The organism is Tropicimonas isoalkanivorans (genome assembly GCF_900112335.1).
GTDB classification, from domain to species: Bacteria; Pseudomonadota; Alphaproteobacteria; order Rhodobacterales; family Rhodobacteraceae; genus Tropicimonas; species Tropicimonas isoalkanivorans.
The window spans coordinates 549,326-565,080 of record NZ_FOLG01000002.1 but is presented as its reverse complement, the minus strand read 5'-3'; the positions used below and the strand labels follow the sequence as shown (position 1 = coordinate 565,080).

The following is a 15,755-nucleotide window of genomic DNA, read 5'->3' as shown; positions in this document are numbered from 1 at the left end:
GACGGTTCGCCGTTCAGGACAATGGCTGGTGGCCGACAGGCCGCCAGCCGCCATTTGAAAAATAATTTCCGACGGGGGACAGCATGACCGACCAGACCGCGCAGTCGAGCGCCGCTCACGACATCGTTGCCGAAGCCGACACGGGTGCCCGAAATCCCGGTGGGTGGCAGGCGCGGCTTTTCATCGGCATCTGCATCGTCTGGTCCCTGTTCCAGCTCTACATCGCCTCCCGGCTGCCGGGGATGCTGGCCCAGTCCACGGGCATCAGCTTCTTCGCACACCTTGTCACGCAGGCCCGTTTCATTCACCTGGCCTTCGCCCTGACCCTCGCCACGCTCGCCTTCCCGCTCTACAAGGGTGCGCCGACGGACCGTATCCCGTGGTACGACTGGGTGCTGGTGGCGCTCGCGCTGGTCTCCACGCTCTACCTCATCGTCTTCCGGATCGAGATCGCCGGCCGGCCCGGCCTCTGGACCCCGGCGGACATCACCATCTCCGCCATTGGGCTGATCGTCCTGCTGATCTCGGTCTACCGCTCGCTCGGCCTGCCGCTGGTGGTGATCGCATCGATCTTCATCCTGTTCACCTTCTTCGGCGGCTATTCCGCATGGGTGCGTAACCTCACGAACTTCGGCGGCGCCTCGCTCTCCAAGGCGCTCGGCCACTACTGGATGCAGACCGAGGGCGTGTTCGGGGTGGCGCTCGGCGTCTCCACCACGATGATCTACCTGTTCGTCCTGTTCGGCGCGCTGCTCGACAGGGCAGGGGGCGGCAACTGGTTTATCAAGGTCGCCATCGCCCTGCTCGGGGCGCTCAGGGGCGGGCCGGCGAAAGCCGCCGTGCTCTCCTCGATGATGACCGGCATGATCTCCGGCTCCTCCATCGCCAACACGGTCACCACCGGCACCTTCACCATTCCCCTGATGAAACGCATCGGCTTCCCGGCCGAAAAGGCCGGCGCGGTCGAGGTCGCTTCCTCCACCAACGGCCAGCTCACCCCGCCCGTGATGGGGGCCGCGGCCTTCCTGATGGTGGAATACGTCAACATTCCCTACATCGACGTCGTCAAGCACGCCTTCCTGCCGGCGGTCATCTCCTACATCGCGCTGCTCTACATCGTGCACCTCGAAAGCCTGAAGATGGGCCTGCAGGGCCTTGAGAAGGAAGGCCGCAAGATCGGCGTCCTCCGCATCGTCCTGCTGATGCTCACCGGCTTCCTCGGGCTGGCGGCCATCACCTTCCTCGTGGCAATGCTGCGCTCCGCCCTCGATCCGATCCTCGGCGACGGGTCCGTCTATATCAGCGTGCTGCTTCTCGGCGTTGCCTACATCGCCCTCGTGTGGGTCGCCGCGCGCTACCCGGACATCGAGGTCGACGATCCGGAGAGCCAGCCCGTCGCCCCGCGCCTGACGCCCACGCTGATCGGCGGGCTCTACTTCGCCCTCCCGATCTTCGTGCTGGTCTGGAACCTCATGGTCTCCACCGACACTCTGGACCGTCTCTCGCCCGCCCTCTCGGCCTTCTGGGCCACCATCGCGATGATCTTCATCTCGCTCACCCACCGCCCACTGAAGGCGATCTTCCGCGGGCAGACGGTCGGCAACGAACTCGTCGAAGGCTTCGGCGACTTCATCCAGGGCCTCATCGCCGGCGCGCGCAACATGATCGGCATCGGTGTGGCCACCGGCGCCGCTGGCCTGATCGTCGGAACGATCTCGCTGACGGGCGCCCACCAGGTGATCGGCCAGGTCATCGAAACGGTCTCCGGCGGCAATCTGATGGTGCTGTTGTTCCTCGTCGCGGTCCTGTCGCTGATCCTGGGCATGGGCCTGCCGACGACGGCCAACTACATCGTCGTGTCCTCGCTCATGGCCCCCGTCATCGTCTCCGTCGGGGCGCAGGCGGGCCTCGTCGTGCCGTTGATCGCCGTGCACATGTTCGTCTTCTACTTCGGCATCCTGGCGGACGACACGCCACCTGTGGGGCTCGCGGCCTATGCGGCGGCGGCCATCAGCCGGGGCGATCCGATCATGACCGGCGTCCAGGGCTTCATGTACGACATCCGCACCGCGCTGCTGCCGTTCCTGTTCATCTTCAACACCGATCTGCTGCTCATCAACGTGGGCTTCTTTCACGCGATCCTGGTGTTCTGCGTGTCGCTGGTCGCGATGCTGCTCTTCGCGGCCGCAACACAGGGGTATTTCTTCGCCAAGTCGCGAATATGGGAGAGCGCGGTCCTGCTGCTGATCGCTTTCATGCTCTTCCGCCCCGGCTTCTTCCTCGACCAGATCGACGATCCCTACGTGCACTACACCGGGCCGGCTGGGCTCGAAGCGGCCTCCGAACTGGAGGACGGCGCGCCGATCCGCATGGTCGTCACCGGGCCGGACTTCGACTCCGGCAAGGAGCGCTCCACGACCATCCTTGTGCGCGCAGCCGGCGGCGACGCCGAGGCCGCCTTGCTCGACAAGGGGCTCATGCTGCTCCCCGAAGGCGACCAGATGCTGCTGGAGGAGCCGATGTTTGGCACGCAATTCTTCGACAAGCTCGCCAACAACTACGATTTCTACGGCGACACGCCCGTGATCATCGAGCAGTTCGAGCTGGAGCGCGACCGCATCCCGAAGGAGATCTTCTTCATTCCCGCCTTCTTCCTGCTTGCTGGCATCGTCCTGATCCAGCGCCGCCGCGCCACCCAGCCGGCTTTCTGAGGAGTTCCCTGATGTATTCGTCGATACTCGCGGCCATCGACCTGAACGACGGCGCCAGCGCCCACCGGGTCGCCGAGGCAGCCTTCCGGCTGGCCAAGGACCACGGCGCGGGCTTGCATATCGTGAACGTCATTCCCGATTTCGGAATGTCCATCGTCGGCTCCTACTTCAGCGCCGACCAGACACGGAAAATGGTGGAGAGCGAACGCCGGAAGTTCGAGGAATGGGCCAAGCGGGAAGTGCCGGAGGAGATCGAGTACGACCTGACGGTCATCAAGGGGCACGTCTACGACAACATCCTGAAAACGGCCGACCGGATCGGCGCCGACGTGATCGTGCTCGGCTCCCACAAGCCGGATCTTGAGGATTACCTTCTCGGCCCGAACGCGGCGCGCGTGGTGCGGCACGCCAAGCAGTCGGTCTTCGTCGTCCGCGGGTAGGGGCGGCGGGGCGGTTCAGTTGGCCGCCCGCTGCGCCACCTTCGTGCCGTCCTCTAGCCCGGGCGCGGGGAACAGGATGATCCGGTCCCCCGGCTCCAGCCCGGTCGCGACGGACGCCTGCAGCCCGTTGGACCGCTCGATCTCCACGGGCCTGAGCCGCGCCACCCCGTCCTGCACGACGAACACGGCCTGCCCCCCGTCATTGCGGAACAGCGCGCTGGCGGGCACGATCACCGCGTCGTCCTTGTCCCAGACCACGATCCGCACCTCGACCCTGAAGCCGTGCCCGAGCGCCGCGCGGGCCTCCGGCGGGTCCGTCAGTTCGATCCGCGCCTTCACCCGCTGCTCCTCCACGCCGAGCGCGGAGTACTTGGTGAAGCCCCAGGGGTCGATCCGGATCACCTTTCCGTTGAGTGCCTTCGGTCCACCCCATTTGTCGACGATGACGCGGTCGCCCACGCTGACCTGCACGGCATCGGTGGACAGCAGCTCCACCACCACCTCCAGATCGTCCTCGATGTTGCCGATCTCCATGATCGGCGTGCCCACCGGCAGGGTCGTCTCGCTCTTCTGCATCACCTGCAGGATGCGCCCGGTGGCGGGGGCAAAGAGCGGCGTGGCCTTCTCGGTGTTGATCTGAAGCGCCGCCGCCAGCCCCTGATCATCGAACCCGATGAGCTGGGCGCGGGCGTTCTCCACCTCCGCCTCGCGCATGGAGACGGCCGCCTGCGCGGTGTCGAGCGTTGCCTGCGCAGCCCGCGACGTACCTTCGGCCCGTTCGAGCGCCGCCTGCGCCAGCGTGCCGGAGCGCGCGAGCCGCTGGGCGCGCTCCAGGTCCGACTGCGCAAGGTCATTGTCCGCGATGGCCTTGTTCAGGTCCGCGCGGGCCACGCGAAGCGCCGCTTCCGCGGCGGTCACGGCCGCGCGGGCCTGCTCCCGTGTGCGGATGTCCAGCGCCGACGGGTTCGCCGGCAGCATGTGCGCAATCACCGTGGTCCCCCGTTCGACCGCGTCTCCCGGCTCCACAGCCACGCGCAACAGCCGCCCGGTCACGGGCGTGGAGACGACGTAGGGGTCGTGCACCCGCGTGCGCGCCTCCTCGTCGATCGTCACCACCATCGGTCCGCGCGCGACCTCGCCCATGTCCACCAGCACCGCCCGCGGCCAGAACGCGAAGACCAGCGCCGCCGCGACCAGCGCCAGCAGCCCGACCGTCAGTATCCGCCGCGCGGTTTTCTTCCGTGCCATGCCCCCCTCACTCCCTCGTCTTCAGCGCCGTCACCAGGTCCACCCGGTCGAGGTCCCGCTTCACCAGCCAGCCGGAAAAGGCCGCGCTCACCAGAACCGCGAGCGCCGCCGACCCGACGGACCGGGCGTCGAACATCAGCGGGATCGAATAGACTTCGGTCGAAAAGGCCGCCGACACCGCCGCCGCCATCCCATACCCCATCACCGCGCCCAGCGGCAAAGCGGCCAGCGTCACCAGCCCAAGCTCCCCCAGCAGCACGAAGGCCGCTTCGCCCCGGGAAAAGCCGATCACCCGCAGGCTCGCCAGATCGTGCACCCGCTCGGCGAATGCGATGCGCGCCGCGTTGTAGACGATGCCGAAGGTCACGATTCCGGCGATCGCCAGCATGATGAAACGCACCGCGCCCATACCGCTGTCCATCATTGACTGAATGGAGTCCCGCACATCCGATTTCAGCGCCACCCCCGCGACGCCGGGCATGTCCTTGATGGCAGCGAGCGCTGTGTCCTGACCCGCCTCGTCAAGCCGGACGTAGGCCCCCGACACGCGCCCGGGCTCCTTCAGCGCGGCGTTCAGCGCGTCCATGTTCATGTAGGCAGGCGAGCCCAGCAGGCTGTCCGCCACCGCCACCACAGGGATCTCCAGCACCGGCCGGCGGCCTTCGTGCACCTCCGCCGTCACCACGTCGCCCGGCCCGGCATGCAGCACACGCGCCAGCGCCGACGACAGCACGATCCCCTCGTCCGGCAGGGTCAGTGCGCGCTGCGCGTCGTCCATTGCCCGGGCCAGCCGCGGCGCGGCGATCATGCCGTTGATCGCGCCGCGATGAGTGTAGAGCCCGTGCCGCAGCCGCACCCCCACATTGCGCACCGGTTCCACCTCTTCCACGCCGGGCAGCCGCCCCAGTTCGTAAACCACCTTGTCCGACATCGCATGGGTGAACGTCACCTGCGCGTCGGACCGGTCGAGCACGCCGAAGCTGAGGTCGATGGACTGGTTGAACCCCGCCTGCACGCCGATCATCCCCACCGACAGCGCCATCCCCGCCGCCATTCCGAGCGCCCCGCCGGCCATCCGCGCGGGCTGTCGCCGCAGGCGGCGCAGGACCATCCGTCCGGGCTGGTCGAGGATGCGCAGCCAGATCCCGCCCAGCCGCCCGGCCCGCGTGTAGTCCGCCGGCGCGGGCGGGCGCATCGCCACCGCGGGCGTCAGCCGGAAGACACCTCGCAGCACCCCGAACCCGCCGCCGCAGGCCGCCAGCACGGAGATCACGAAGCCGATGACGAAGCTGCGCGGATCGAGCTGGAAGACGAGGAAGGGGAACTTGTAATACGCCTGGTAAACGCCCGCCATGGCCCGCCCCGCGGCGATCCCGCCGAGCGAGCCCGCGATGGCGCCCACCACCGCGATGGTCAGCATCATCTTGAGGTAGTGCGAGGAAACTTCCCAATCGGAATAGCCAAATGCCTTCAGCAAGCCGATCTCCTCGCGTTCGGCCTGCACGATGCGGCTCACGACGATGTAGAGGAGAAAGGCCGAAACCCCCAGGAAGATCGGCGGCACGCCCACGGCATTCTTGCGTCCGCCCTCGATCTCCTCGGTGATGAAGAAGTTCGACGGCAGGTCCTCCAGCCCGAAGGCGCCCAGCCCGCCCTGCGGGTCCAGCACGCGGTCCACCGCCGCCAGCACGCCCTGTGCGGTGGCATCCCGGTCCAGCCCGATCAGCGCCTCGTTGAAGGCGCCCTGCATGTCATAGGCGGCGGCGAGCGCGTCCCGGCTCATCCACAGCACCGCGAACCGCGCGTCGTCGGGCACGATTTCGCCCGGCGCTGTGGTATAGAGGAACTCCGGGCTCTGCGCGAGGCCGACCACCTGAAAGACGCGCCGCGCCCCGTGCATCGTCGCCGACAGCCGGTCGCCCGGGCGCAGGCCGCGCGCGTCGGCGAACCCCTTGAGCAACAGAACCTCGTCGGCGCGGCCGGACGCGGGCATCCGTCCTTCCGCAAGGTAGATGTCATTGAGCCGCGCCGGCCCGTCATCGGGCAGGGAGACCGCCTTCGCCCGCACCGGCACCACCTCCGCCGGCATGTCGATCAGGGCCGAGCCGGTGACGCGACCCTCCACCACCGCGACGCCGGGGATCTCCGCCAGCCGCTCCAGGAACCGATCCGGCGCCCGCTCGACCGGGGCGAAGACGTCCGCGAGCCTGTAGCGGTCGTAATAGGCCTGCTTCGTCTCCTCCAGCGTGTTCACAAGGCCGGTCATCATCACCAGCATCAGCACGCCCACGGCGATCACGGCGGCGATGGCCAGCGCCTGGCCCTTGATGCGCCACAGGTCACGAACCAGCTTGCGGTCGAGCGGGGAGAGAACGGTCACCACGCGATCTCCTCCGGCGTGCTCCGCACCGCGTTCGTCACGACCTCCCGGATGCGCCCGTCGGCGAAATGGATCACCCGGTGGGCCATCGCGGCCGTCGCCGCCGCGTGGGTCACGATCAGAACCGTCGTGCCGAGCGTCGCGTTCACGTCGTTCAGAACCTTCAGCACCGCCCGTCCCGTGGTGCTGTCGAGCGCGCCCGTGGGCTCGTCGCAAAACAGCACGTCGGGCTGCTTCGCGATGGCGCGGGCAATCGCCACCCGCTGCTGTTCCCCGCCGGACATCTGCGCCGGAAAATGGTGAAGGCGCTCGCCCAGGCCCACGAGGCGCAACGCCTCCGCAGGCTCCATCGGTGCGTGGGCGATCTCGGTCACCAGTTCGACGTTTTCCTCGGCGGTCAGCGAGGGCATGAGGTTGTAGAACTGAAAGACAAAGCCGACATGGTCGCGCCGGTAGCGGGTCAGGTCCCTGTCCGTCATCGCCGACAACTCGTGGTCCGTGAACAGCGCACGGCCCGACGTCGCCCGGTCGAGCCCGCCAAGGATGTTCAGCAGCGTGGACTTGCCGGACCCCGAGGGGCCGAGAAGCACGACCAGCTCCCCCCGGGGAACCACCAGATCGACCCCCCGCAGGGCCTGAACGGCGGCGGCGCCTTCGCCATAGGTCTTGGTCAGGCCCTCGGTGCGAAAGGCCGGCAAAGATGACGGATCGACGTGCAGAGACATGACCGGCTCTCCTGGACCCAGTGGTACCGGGAGACGCGCCACTTCACAAGGCGCGCGCCCGCCCGGTGCACAACTGCCAGCCGGCGCAAGGGCCGGCAACGGAGGGCTCCCGCCGACGCCCTCCCCCTGTCGGGGTTGGGCGCCTGTTGGGCCACGCGCCCTTCGGGCGCGGTCGGCGTCGACCACCGCCCGTCCGACCGGGGCCATCGGGCGGTATCTTGACGCGGCGTTGCCAGAAGACCGGCCGCCGTGCGCGGCAGCGCGCGGCGTGGCCCAACGGGAGGAGCCGCATCTGCGATGCGGTGACGACGGGCGGGAGCACCCGCCGGCCCCGTCGCACTCCGAGGGGGGGAGGTCGGCGGCGTGCCAACTCGGCAGGGCGTTCACCCGCTGAGGGAGCAGGGTGCAATGGCGGCACACCACCAAGCGGCTTTCGAGACGAACCAAGCCGGATCAAACCGCCCGCATCACCATCCAGAGACGACCTGGGAGAGCCACCCGCATCGCCGCCGGTCGAGGCGCCTCCCCGATGGCAAAGGCCTTCCTCGTGTCTGTCCACACCGTGCGCAGGTGGATCACAACGTTCCGGTCCCGCGCGCGCCGCCCCAGAACCTCTCGCACTCTCCTGTCGCGCTTCACGGCGGGGCAATGGCTGACACGGGGTCGGGCTGGGCCGGATGGCGACACTCCATCCGCCTGACCCGGTGCGGCCTTTCAACACAAGCGGCCCCGGCAAGCCTCCTCGCGGGACGAGGGCTCTCGGGTGCTGCGACCGGCCAAGCCAGCGCCACACTGACGTCCGCAGGGCCTACCGCACGCGCGGGGTGGGCGGGGATTTGGTCCAGGCCGCAGTCGATGTCCCACCCCGGTTGGCCCGGTCCCGGGGTGTTACCGGATGGGCGCAAGAAACGGCCGCAGGCATCATGCAGCGCGTCTGGTCTAGCACCCGGTGCATAGAGGCCCCGCGCACGATGACCGACCCTCGCTATGCCCACCGCTCGTCTCGGGTCCGCGCCGCGCTTTCTGAGGCTCGCTCGCAAACTCACACGGCCTTACGTGGCCTAAAGAACGGCAAGGCGAAGCGCGCCATCCAGCCGCCGCTACGCAACGGGGCGGTGTTGCTCCCCCGTCGTCGACGGCTGAACCCGCCGACCAGCCACGCGGGCGTCCGGTCCTTCGCTCATCTCAAAAACACGGACGGGACGACACCGTTAGAGCTGGACGATCGCCAGTTGCACGTTCTCCGGCCCGATCACCGACGTCGTGTGCCCCGCACCATCGGTGTCTTCCATGCGCCAGATCCCGCCGGGGCCGATCTCGCGGGTTTCCCCGTCTCCGGCCTCGACCCGGAGCTGCCCGGCCAGGCAAAAGGCGACCTGCCGCCTGGGGGAGGGATGCTTCTCCCCGCTCCATCCCGCCGGCAGCACGAGGTACAGAAGCGCCGTCGCGGGCTCGCTGGGGGAAACCGGCATGGACGGCGCGGGCGGAGCGAAGTCGGTCGCGGCCATCTGGATCGGAACCTCGGAGAAATGCGAGATCCCGTCGTTGTCTTCTGTCAGGTGTAAAAACTGCATTCCCGCTTCCCCCCGGTACAATGAATGCCCGAAAGTGACCACGCTCCCGGCCGGTTGTCCAGCACGCATCGGGGGGAAGGCGCGGTCTAACGGCCGGCGCAGGCCCGCGTGAAGCGCTCGCCGAGGACCAGATCCCACCCCTCGTCGTAATTGACCGCGGAGGCTTCGCCGGCCGGCCCGAGGCGCTCGAACCCCGTGTGCTCAAGGCCGACGTCCGTGCCGCCCTCGGGGGTCGCCTCGAAGCGCACGTCAAGTTCAGTGGACTGGGAGGGGTGGCGGCCCACGTACCAGTCGAGCGTCAGGCGGCGCCCCGGCTCCCAGGCGGTGAGCGTCGCCCATTCCATCGGCTCGCCGTCATGGCGTGTCTCCCGGATGCGCCCGCCAAGCCGCGGCTCCATGTCCAGCGCCAGCGGCAGCTTGCCCTCCGAGGCCGACATCGAATGCGTCTCCACCGGCCACCACGTCTGCAGCCCCTCGGTGAACAGGGCGAATGCGGCATCGGGCGCGATGGGAACAACGACGGACTTGCGAACGATCGTCAGGGTGGCGGGCATGGGCACCTCCTCGAAAGATGGGTCTGCAGAGGCCGGCCTGGGAAGGCAAGGGGGGCGAGAAAACGGAAAACAGCGCCGAACGGTCGGACAGAGGGGGCCGAGCCCTGGAGCGGATTGCTACGTGAGTTACCAAACGTAACCCTCGGCGGCCGACCCTGTCAAATCCCCGCCGCAGAGCCTGGACAGGAGCAGATAGGTCTGCCCTTTTCGTCAGAAGCGTTGCCTCTGACCGGGCGACTGCGCTGAAGCGGCCATTCCCTGCGGCTGGCCCGAGCGTCGGTTATGCGGGGCGAAACGGTCATTCGTTTATTCGACCAATCTCGTGAATTTCGATATCGGTGTGGGAAACGATGCCGTTGAAGGGAACCAGCTACCCATGCCAATGCCATGGACTTATCGACACGCTTCCAAGGAATGGCGCGCTTTCCTCGATGATGTGAAAGAGCGCATGTCCCTTGAGTCCGACAACATGGCGTACACGGCGGTCGATGCGGTCCTACAAGTGTTTCGGCGTCGTTTGAACGCTCAAGAGGGTTTGGAATTCGCAAGTGTCCTGCCGAGCGTTCTTCGTGCGATTTTCGTGCACAACTGGGATGTTACGGAACCCCGCGCTGAATTTTATGACCGCGAAAAGCTCGTTTCCGAGGTCAAAGCGGTGAGGGTGAACCACAACCTAACGCCGGACAATGCCATTGAGGCAACGGCATGGGCGGTTCGGCGAACCACCAACCGGAGAGACTTCGAGCGAGTGTTAGCGAAGCTACCGGCCGAAGCGCGCGACTTTTGGCAAGTAGATGTCGCCGATCCTGCCGAGCTAGAGCAAAGGATCATCTAGCTGCTTTGCAGCATCTGTCACTCTGGGCTCCTTCCGGCCGTTCGCCGCGTGCTGCCTGAACGGCAGCTTCGGACGCTGACGAGCGCCGCGCGGCCCGAAAGAGGCAAACCTTTCTGACGAAAGAGGCAATCTCGGCGCGGAGCCGAACTTCCGCATTACTGTTTTCAAACGATATTTCACCGCCCAAGAGGCAGGACTATGTGACGCCTGCCAGAGCCACCCTTGCAGCCCCCGGTGGCCGATACTAAGACTCTGGGCAGCATTTCAGCGGCGTTTGCGCGAGCGACCGCCCCCAACGAGGCAACCTCCATGCAAGACCCCGTAGAGACCTACATGAACCTCGTCCCGATGGTCGTCGAGCAGACCAGCCGTGGCGAGCGTGCCTATGACATCTTCTCGCGCCTTCTCAAGGAGCGCATCGTCTTCGTGAACGGCCCCGTCCACGACGGCATGAGCCAGCTCATCGTGGCGCAGCTGCTGCACCTGGAGGCGGAGAACCCCTCCAAGGAAATCTCCATGTATATCAACTCCCCCGGCGGCGTGGTGACCTCGGGGCTGTCGATCTACGACACGATGCAATACATCCGGCCCAAGATCTCCACCCTCGTGGTGGGGCAGGCGGCCTCGATGGGCTCGCTCCTGCTGGCCGCCGGCGAGTCCGGGATGCGCTTCTCGCTGCCCAACAGCCGGATCATGGTGCACCAGCCCTCCGGCGGCTACCAGGGGCAGGCGACCGACATCATGATCCACGCCCAGGAGACGCAGAAGCTGAAGGACCGGCTCAATCAGATTTACGTGAAGCACACGGGCCAGCCCCTGAAAAAGGTCGAGGCGGCGCTGGAGCGGGACAACTTCATGTCGCCCGAAGAGGCCAAGGAATGGGGCATGATCGACGAAATCGTCGAAAGCCGGAAGGCCGTGGAGGCCGCGAAGGACAACTGACCCCCGCGCGGCGATCCGGTGTGGCGGCCGCGCGCCGCCACCGCGATCGGCCGCATTTCGGCATTGTGCACCGGAGGGGGCTGCCATAGTCTTTCCCGGACGAGGCGAAGGAAGCCGCTCTCGCCCTTTTTCACGCGGGAACGGTCAGGACAAAGGGGCCAAGGCCCCAGAGGATTGGTATGGCGAACTCATCCGGTGGCGACAGCAAGAACACTCTCTACTGCTCCTTTTGCGGAAAGAGTCAGCACGAGGTGCGCAAGCTGATTGCAGGTCCGACGGTCTTCATCTGCGATGAATGCGTCGAACTCTGCATGGATATCATCCGCGAGGAAACCAAGTCTTCCGGGCTGAAGGCCTCCGACGGCGTTCCCACGCCGTCCGAGATCTGCAAGGTTCTGGACGATTACGTGATCGGCCAGCAGCGCGCCAAACGGGTGCTCTCGGTGGCGGTCCATAACCACTACAAGCGGCTCAACCACGCCGGAAAATCCGCCGATATCGAGCTGCAGAAGTCCAACATCCTGCTGATCGGCCCCACCGGCTGCGGCAAGACCTACCTCGCGCAAACGCTGGCGCGCATCCTCGACGTGCCCTTCACCATGGCCGACGCAACGACGCTGACCGAAGCGGGCTACGTCGGCGAGGACGTGGAGAACATCATCCTGAAGCTGCTCCAGGCCTCGGAATACAACGTCGAGCGGGCGCAGCGCGGCATCGTTTACATCGACGAGGTCGACAAGATCACCCGCAAGTCGGACAATCCGTCGATCACCCGCGACGTCTCGGGCGAGGGCGTCCAGCAGGCGCTGCTGAAGATCATGGAAGGCACCGTCGCCTCCGTGCCGCCGCAGGGCGGGCGCAAGCATCCGCAGCAGGAATTCCTGCAGGTCGACACCACGAACATCCTCTTCATCTGCGGCGGCGCCTTCGCCGGGCTCGACAAGATCATCGCCCAACGGGGCAAGGGCTCGGCCATCGGCTTCGGCGCGGACGTGAAGGACGAGGGCAATCAGGACATCGGCCAGCTGTTCCGGCAGCTTGAGCCGGAAGACCTGCTGAAGTTCGGCCTGATCCCCGAATTCGTCGGCCGCCTGCCGGTGATCGCGACGCTGGAAAACCTGGACGAGGACGCGCTGGTCACCATCCTGACCCAGCCCAAGAACGCCATCGTCAAGCAATACCAGCGCCTGTTCGAGCTGGAAGACACCGAATTGGCCTTCACCGACGACGCGCTCCGCGCCATCGCCCGCCGTGCCATCGAGCGCAAGACCGGCGCGCGCGGCCTGCGGTCGATCATGGAGGACATCCTGCTCGACACCATGTTCGACCTGCCCGGCCTGGAAGGCGTGGACGAGGTGGTGGTGAACGAAGAATCGGTCACCTCCGACGCCCAGCCCCTGCTGATCTACGCCGAGAACCAGGACAGCGCCTCGGCGAGCTGACAGGCGCGGTTGACGGGCGGTGTCCGACGCCGCCCGCCTGCTCTGTTTCGTCAGGCAATCTCATCGCGCGGCAGATCGCCGCCAGAGCGTTCGCGGCACCTTCCCAAGGCCGAAACGCCGTCTCGGTGCTCTGGCGTGCCTTGCTGCCGGTGCGGCCGATGAACCCGGGCCGCGGCCTCGGCGCCATCGTTGCTGTCCTCGTCCAGTCCGCGGGCGGTCGCTTCCATCAGTTCCGAGATGTCCCTCGAATGAAAGACGCGCGACGCGCCCATGACGGTGTTCCAACCAAAGACGTACATTCCTAACGATCTCCTCTTGGTGCCGGTTCGGCTCGCGCCGTCGCTGGCTTGGGTCTAGCTTGCCGCGGACAGCCGCGAGAGCGTGCGCAGCACGCCCTGACGGCGCGCCAACTCGTCTTTCAGACGCAGCTTCTCCCGCTTGAGCTGGGCAATTCGTGTGGAGTCGACAAACGCACAGCTCTGCTCCTCCGCAATCTGGAGGTCAAGCTGCCGGTGGCGTCGCTGCACGGACTCGATGCGGGCCGCCTGCGACATCGATTTGGGTATGTCCCTGTACTTCATTTCGCGTCTCCTTCGTCGTGGGTGAACCTTGTCGTGCCACATCCGGCCCGGCGAATCCGGTCGCGAACTGCTCGACGGGGGGCGTGAGCATCGCTGATGACCGCACCTCTGCGGGTTGCGGCTGGTTTCGTCCGTTCAAGTATTTCGCGCCTCTCTGCCGATTGCCGGATGTGACACGATCCGATCTGGTGTCGGCCGGATAAAGGTGCCAGACTATCCTTTGTGATAATTCGATTGGAAAAAACTATCAGATGGACCGTCTGCCGACCCTGAAGCAGCTTCGGTACTTCGTCGCCCTGGCGGAGGAAGGCCACTACCGGAAGGCGGCGGAGCGCGCCGGCATCAGCCAGCCGTCGCTGAGCCTTCAGATCGGCAATCTGGAGGAGGTTCTGCGCCTGCAACTGGTGGAGCGCGGCCGGGCCGGCGCGGTGCTGACGCCCGGCGGCCGGGAGGTGCTGGCCCGCGCCCGGCGGATCCTCGGCGAGGTCTCGGCGCTGACGGAGACGTCCGACCGGATCAGGACGGGACTTGCCGGGACGATCCGTCTCGGCTCAACGCCCACGTCCGGTCCCTATCTTCTGCCCAAGGTGGTGCGGCGTCTGCACGAACTCTACCCGGCGCTGCGAATATTCATCCGGGACGGTGCGCCACGCGACCTCCTGCGGGATCTCCTCTCCGGTGGACACGATCTGATCCTGGTGCAATTGCCGGTTCCATCGGCGGACGTCGTGGTCACGCGTCTGTACCGGGAGCCGCTGCGTCTCGCGGTCGCCCGAGATCACCCTCTCGCCGGCCGGCGCGGCGTGACGGATGCCGACCTCGGCGGCGAGAACATACTCGCGCTTTCCAGCGTCTTCGCACTTCATTCGCAGATCGCGGATGTTGCGGAACAGGTCGGCGCGACGCTCAGTCAGGACTATCAGGGCACCAGCCTCGACACGCTTCGGCAGATGGTGGCGATGGGGATGGGGATTTCCTTCCTCCCGGTGCTCTACGTACAGTCCGAGGTTTCGGTCCCCGACGGCGATGTGGTGACGGTGCCCTTCCGGCGTGACCGGCTCGCCCGTTCCATCGGGCTGGTCTGGCGCAAGACCGCGGGAGAAAATGCCGCCTTCGCCGAGATCGCCAACGTGATCAGGGCCGTCGCGCGGGAAAACTTCGGCGGTCTGGTGAGCATGGAAAGCTGAGCCCGGAGGAGGGCTTTGCCCGGCGTCGCAAGGGGCGGCGGGGCCGATTAGGGCCTTGGGGTTACGTGCCATCTTCCAGTCTGTAGGGGCCGCGCTATGATCCCGTCACCGGTCGATATTTCAGAGGCCCAGATGACTCGCACCCAGATTTCCTCCGGTTCCCCCTTCGAGGCCGAGATCGGCTATTCCCGCGCGGTGGTTTGCGATGGCTGGGTCTTCGTCGCGGGCACCACCGGCTACGATTACGCCACCATGTCCATGCCGGAGCGGATTGAGGATCAGTGTGCCAATGCGCTGGCCACCATCGGCCGAGCGCTGGCGGAGGCCGGGGCGACTCTCGATGACGTGGTCCGCGTCCGCTACATCCTGCCCGATCCCGCTGACTGGCCCGCTTGCTGGCCCCTCACGCGGGACGCCTTCGCCACCGCAAGACCGGCCGCCACGATGATCGTCGCCGGACTGCAGGCGGCGGAGATGCGGATCGAGATCGAGGCCACAGCGCGAATTCCCGCCTGAGGCCGCGTCGGCGGTGTGGGGATATCGTTAAGTTTCGGTAAATGCCGGCGAGATTTTTCAGCAGAATCAATGGCCGCCGTCACGTCCCAGCGTGGGACACCGCGCCTGGTCGCCCCATGCGCCGCCCTGTCTCTGGACGTCCGTCTCCACTTGGTCCATACCGGAGCCCGACAGGTATCCGGAGGCATTCATGGGCATCCTGAATTCGGTGCTTCGCGCCATCACGTGGTGGGACGGGCAGACCTATGGCACGCAGCTTTTCACGTCGCGCCACGGCGAAAAGGTGGGCGAGGACGGCCAGGGCAATGTCTACTACCGCACCAGCGACGACAAGAAACGCTGGGTGATCTACAACGGCGAGATCGAGGCGAGCCGAGTGCCGCCCGAGTGGCACGGCTGGCTGCATCGGATGTACGATGACCCGCCGAGCGAGAAGCCCCTGGCCCGCAAACCATGGGAGAAGCCGCACCAGGAGAACCTGAGCTGGTCCCCCGAGCTGTCCTACAAGCCCGCGGGCTCGCTCCACTGGGTCGAGCCGGCAGAGCGCCGCGATTACGAGGCCTGGTCGCCCGAATGACGGATCTCTGCGGAGACCGCGGGCGGCAATGTGCGCGATGAGC

15 protein-coding genes are annotated in these 15,755 nt (G+C 66.6%); 8 read left to right on the top strand and 7 right to left on the bottom strand.

Annotated elements, in window-relative coordinates; genetic code table 11:
- Positions 1–83: 83 nt before the first annotated feature.
- Both BM075_RS06930 and BM075_RS06925 read left to right on the top strand, forming a co-directional pair.
- On the top strand, positions 84–2,711 hold the full coding sequence (locus tag BM075_RS06930; RefSeq protein WP_093359904.1) for a TRAP transporter permease: 2,628 nt from the start codon (positions 84–86) through the stop codon (positions 2,709–2,711).
- Between the two features lie 11 nt (positions 2,712–2,722).
- Entirely contained in the window at positions 2,723–3,151 is a 429-nt protein-coding gene (locus BM075_RS06925; RefSeq protein WP_093359903.1) for a universal stress protein, read from the top strand.
- Between the two features lie 15 nt (positions 3,152–3,166).
- Here BM075_RS06925 and BM075_RS06920 read toward each other — a convergent pair whose 3' ends face one another.
- From BM075_RS06920 to BM075_RS06900, 5 genes are all read right to left on the bottom strand, one after another.
- Positions 3,167–4,399 carry an efflux RND transporter periplasmic adaptor subunit gene (locus tag BM075_RS06920; RefSeq protein ID WP_093359902.1) on the bottom strand — a complete coding sequence of 411 codons (1,233 nt, stop codon included), beginning with the start codon at positions 4,397–4,399 and terminating at the stop codon, positions 3,167–3,169.
- Between the two features lie 7 nt (positions 4,400–4,406).
- The gene (locus BM075_RS06915) at positions 4,407–6,779 is read right to left on the bottom strand and encodes an ABC transporter permease (protein WP_218152820.1); all 2,373 of its coding nucleotides are present in this window, start codon (positions 6,777–6,779) and stop codon (positions 4,407–4,409) included.
- On the bottom strand, positions 6,776–7,504 hold the full coding sequence (locus BM075_RS06910) for an ABC transporter ATP-binding protein (RefSeq protein ID WP_093359901.1): 729 nt from the start codon (positions 7,502–7,504) through the stop codon (positions 6,776–6,778). The genes BM075_RS06915 and BM075_RS06910 overlap by 4 nt, the downstream gene beginning before the upstream one ends.
- Before the next feature lie 1,211 nt (positions 7,505–8,715).
- Positions 8,716–9,078, bottom strand: a complete 363-nt coding sequence (locus tag BM075_RS06905) for a cupin domain-containing protein (RefSeq protein ID WP_093359900.1) — start codon at positions 9,076–9,078, stop codon at positions 8,716–8,718.
- Between the two features lie 86 nt (positions 9,079–9,164).
- Positions 9,165–9,632, bottom strand: a complete 468-nt coding sequence (locus BM075_RS06900) for an SRPBCC domain-containing protein (RefSeq protein ID WP_245758759.1) — start codon at positions 9,630–9,632, stop codon at positions 9,165–9,167.
- A 322-nt stretch (positions 9,633–9,954) separates the two neighbouring features.
- On the opposite strand from BM075_RS06900, the gene BM075_RS06895 reads away from it, so the two are divergent.
- The 3 genes from BM075_RS06895 (at position 9,955) to clpX (ending at position 12,851) form a co-directional block, all read left to right on the top strand.
- Entirely contained in the window at positions 9,955–10,467 is a 513-nt protein-coding gene (locus BM075_RS06895; protein WP_342741237.1) for a DUF2267 domain-containing protein, read from the top strand.
- A gap of 309 nt (positions 10,468–10,776) precedes the next feature.
- Entirely contained in the window at positions 10,777–11,409 is a 633-nt protein-coding gene (locus BM075_RS06890) for an ATP-dependent Clp protease proteolytic subunit (RefSeq protein ID WP_093359898.1), read from the top strand.
- Between the two features lie 179 nt (positions 11,410–11,588).
- A complete protein-coding gene (clpX, locus tag BM075_RS06885; RefSeq protein ID WP_093359897.1) occupies positions 11,589–12,851 on the top strand; it encodes an ATP-dependent Clp protease ATP-binding subunit ClpX in 1,263 nt (420 codons plus the stop codon).
- A 50-nt stretch (positions 12,852–12,901) separates the two neighbouring features.
- On the opposite strand, the gene BM075_RS06880 is transcribed toward clpX, so the two are convergent.
- On the bottom strand, positions 12,902–13,150 hold the full coding sequence (locus BM075_RS06880; protein WP_093359896.1) for a hypothetical protein: 249 nt from the start codon (positions 13,148–13,150) through the stop codon (positions 12,902–12,904).
- Positions 13,151–13,204: 54 nt separating this feature from the next.
- Positions 13,205–13,432, bottom strand: coding sequence for a YdcH family protein (locus BM075_RS06875; RefSeq protein ID WP_177208268.1), 228 nt, complete (start codon positions 13,430–13,432; stop codon positions 13,205–13,207).
- A 251-nt stretch (positions 13,433–13,683) separates the two neighbouring features.
- On the opposite strand from BM075_RS06875, the gene BM075_RS06870 reads away from it, so the two are divergent.
- The 3 genes from BM075_RS06870 to BM075_RS06860 all read left to right on the top strand — a co-directional run bounded on the left by BM075_RS06870 (position 13,684) and on the right by BM075_RS06860 (position 15,712).
- Positions 13,684–14,619, top strand: a complete 936-nt coding sequence (locus BM075_RS06870; protein WP_093359894.1) for a hydrogen peroxide-inducible genes activator — start codon at positions 13,684–13,686, stop codon at positions 14,617–14,619.
- A 132-nt stretch (positions 14,620–14,751) separates the two neighbouring features.
- Positions 14,752–15,135, top strand: a complete 384-nt coding sequence (locus BM075_RS06865) for a RidA family protein (protein ID WP_093359893.1) — start codon at positions 14,752–14,754, stop codon at positions 15,133–15,135.
- A 190-nt stretch (positions 15,136–15,325) separates the two neighbouring features.
- On the top strand, positions 15,326–15,712 hold the full coding sequence (locus BM075_RS06860) for an NADH:ubiquinone oxidoreductase subunit NDUFA12 (RefSeq protein ID WP_093359892.1): 387 nt from the start codon (positions 15,326–15,328) through the stop codon (positions 15,710–15,712).
- Positions 15,713–15,755 lie beyond the last annotated feature (43 nt).

Excerpts from the sequence above, each read along its gene's own strand:
- BM075_RS06930 (WP_093359904.1), top strand. The coding sequence starts at position 84 with ATGACCGACCAGACCGCGCAGTCGAGCGCCGCTCACGACATCGTTGCC.
- BM075_RS06925 (WP_093359903.1), top strand. The coding sequence starts at position 2,723 with ATGTATTCGTCGATACTCGCGGCCATCGACCTGAACGACGGCGCCAGC.
- BM075_RS06920 (WP_093359902.1), bottom strand. The coding sequence starts at position 4,399 with ATGGCACGGAAGAAAACCGCGCGGCGGATACTGACGGTCGGGCTGCTG.
- BM075_RS06910 (WP_093359901.1), bottom strand. The coding sequence starts at position 7,504 with ATGTCTCTGCACGTCGATCCGTCATCTTTGCCGGCCTTTCGCACCGAG.
- BM075_RS06905 (WP_093359900.1), bottom strand. The coding sequence starts at position 9,078 with ATGCAGTTTTTACACCTGACAGAAGACAACGACGGGATCTCGCATTTC.
- BM075_RS06900 (WP_245758759.1), bottom strand. The coding sequence starts at position 9,632 with ATGCCCGCCACCCTGACGATCGTTCGCAAGTCCGTCGTTGTTCCCATC.
- BM075_RS06890 (WP_093359898.1), top strand. The coding sequence starts at position 10,777 with ATGCAAGACCCCGTAGAGACCTACATGAACCTCGTCCCGATGGTCGTC.
- clpX (WP_093359897.1), top strand. The coding sequence starts at position 11,589 with ATGGCGAACTCATCCGGTGGCGACAGCAAGAACACTCTCTACTGCTCC.
- BM075_RS06880 (WP_093359896.1), bottom strand. The coding sequence starts at position 13,150 with ATGTACGTCTTTGGTTGGAACACCGTCATGGGCGCGTCGCGCGTCTTT.
- BM075_RS06875 (WP_177208268.1), bottom strand. The coding sequence starts at position 13,432 with ATGAAGTACAGGGACATACCCAAATCGATGTCGCAGGCGGCCCGCATC.
- BM075_RS06870 (WP_093359894.1), top strand. The coding sequence starts at position 13,684 with ATGGACCGTCTGCCGACCCTGAAGCAGCTTCGGTACTTCGTCGCCCTG.
- BM075_RS06865 (WP_093359893.1), top strand. The coding sequence starts at position 14,752 with ATGACTCGCACCCAGATTTCCTCCGGTTCCCCCTTCGAGGCCGAGATC.
- BM075_RS06860 (WP_093359892.1), top strand. The coding sequence starts at position 15,326 with ATGGGCATCCTGAATTCGGTGCTTCGCGCCATCACGTGGTGGGACGGG.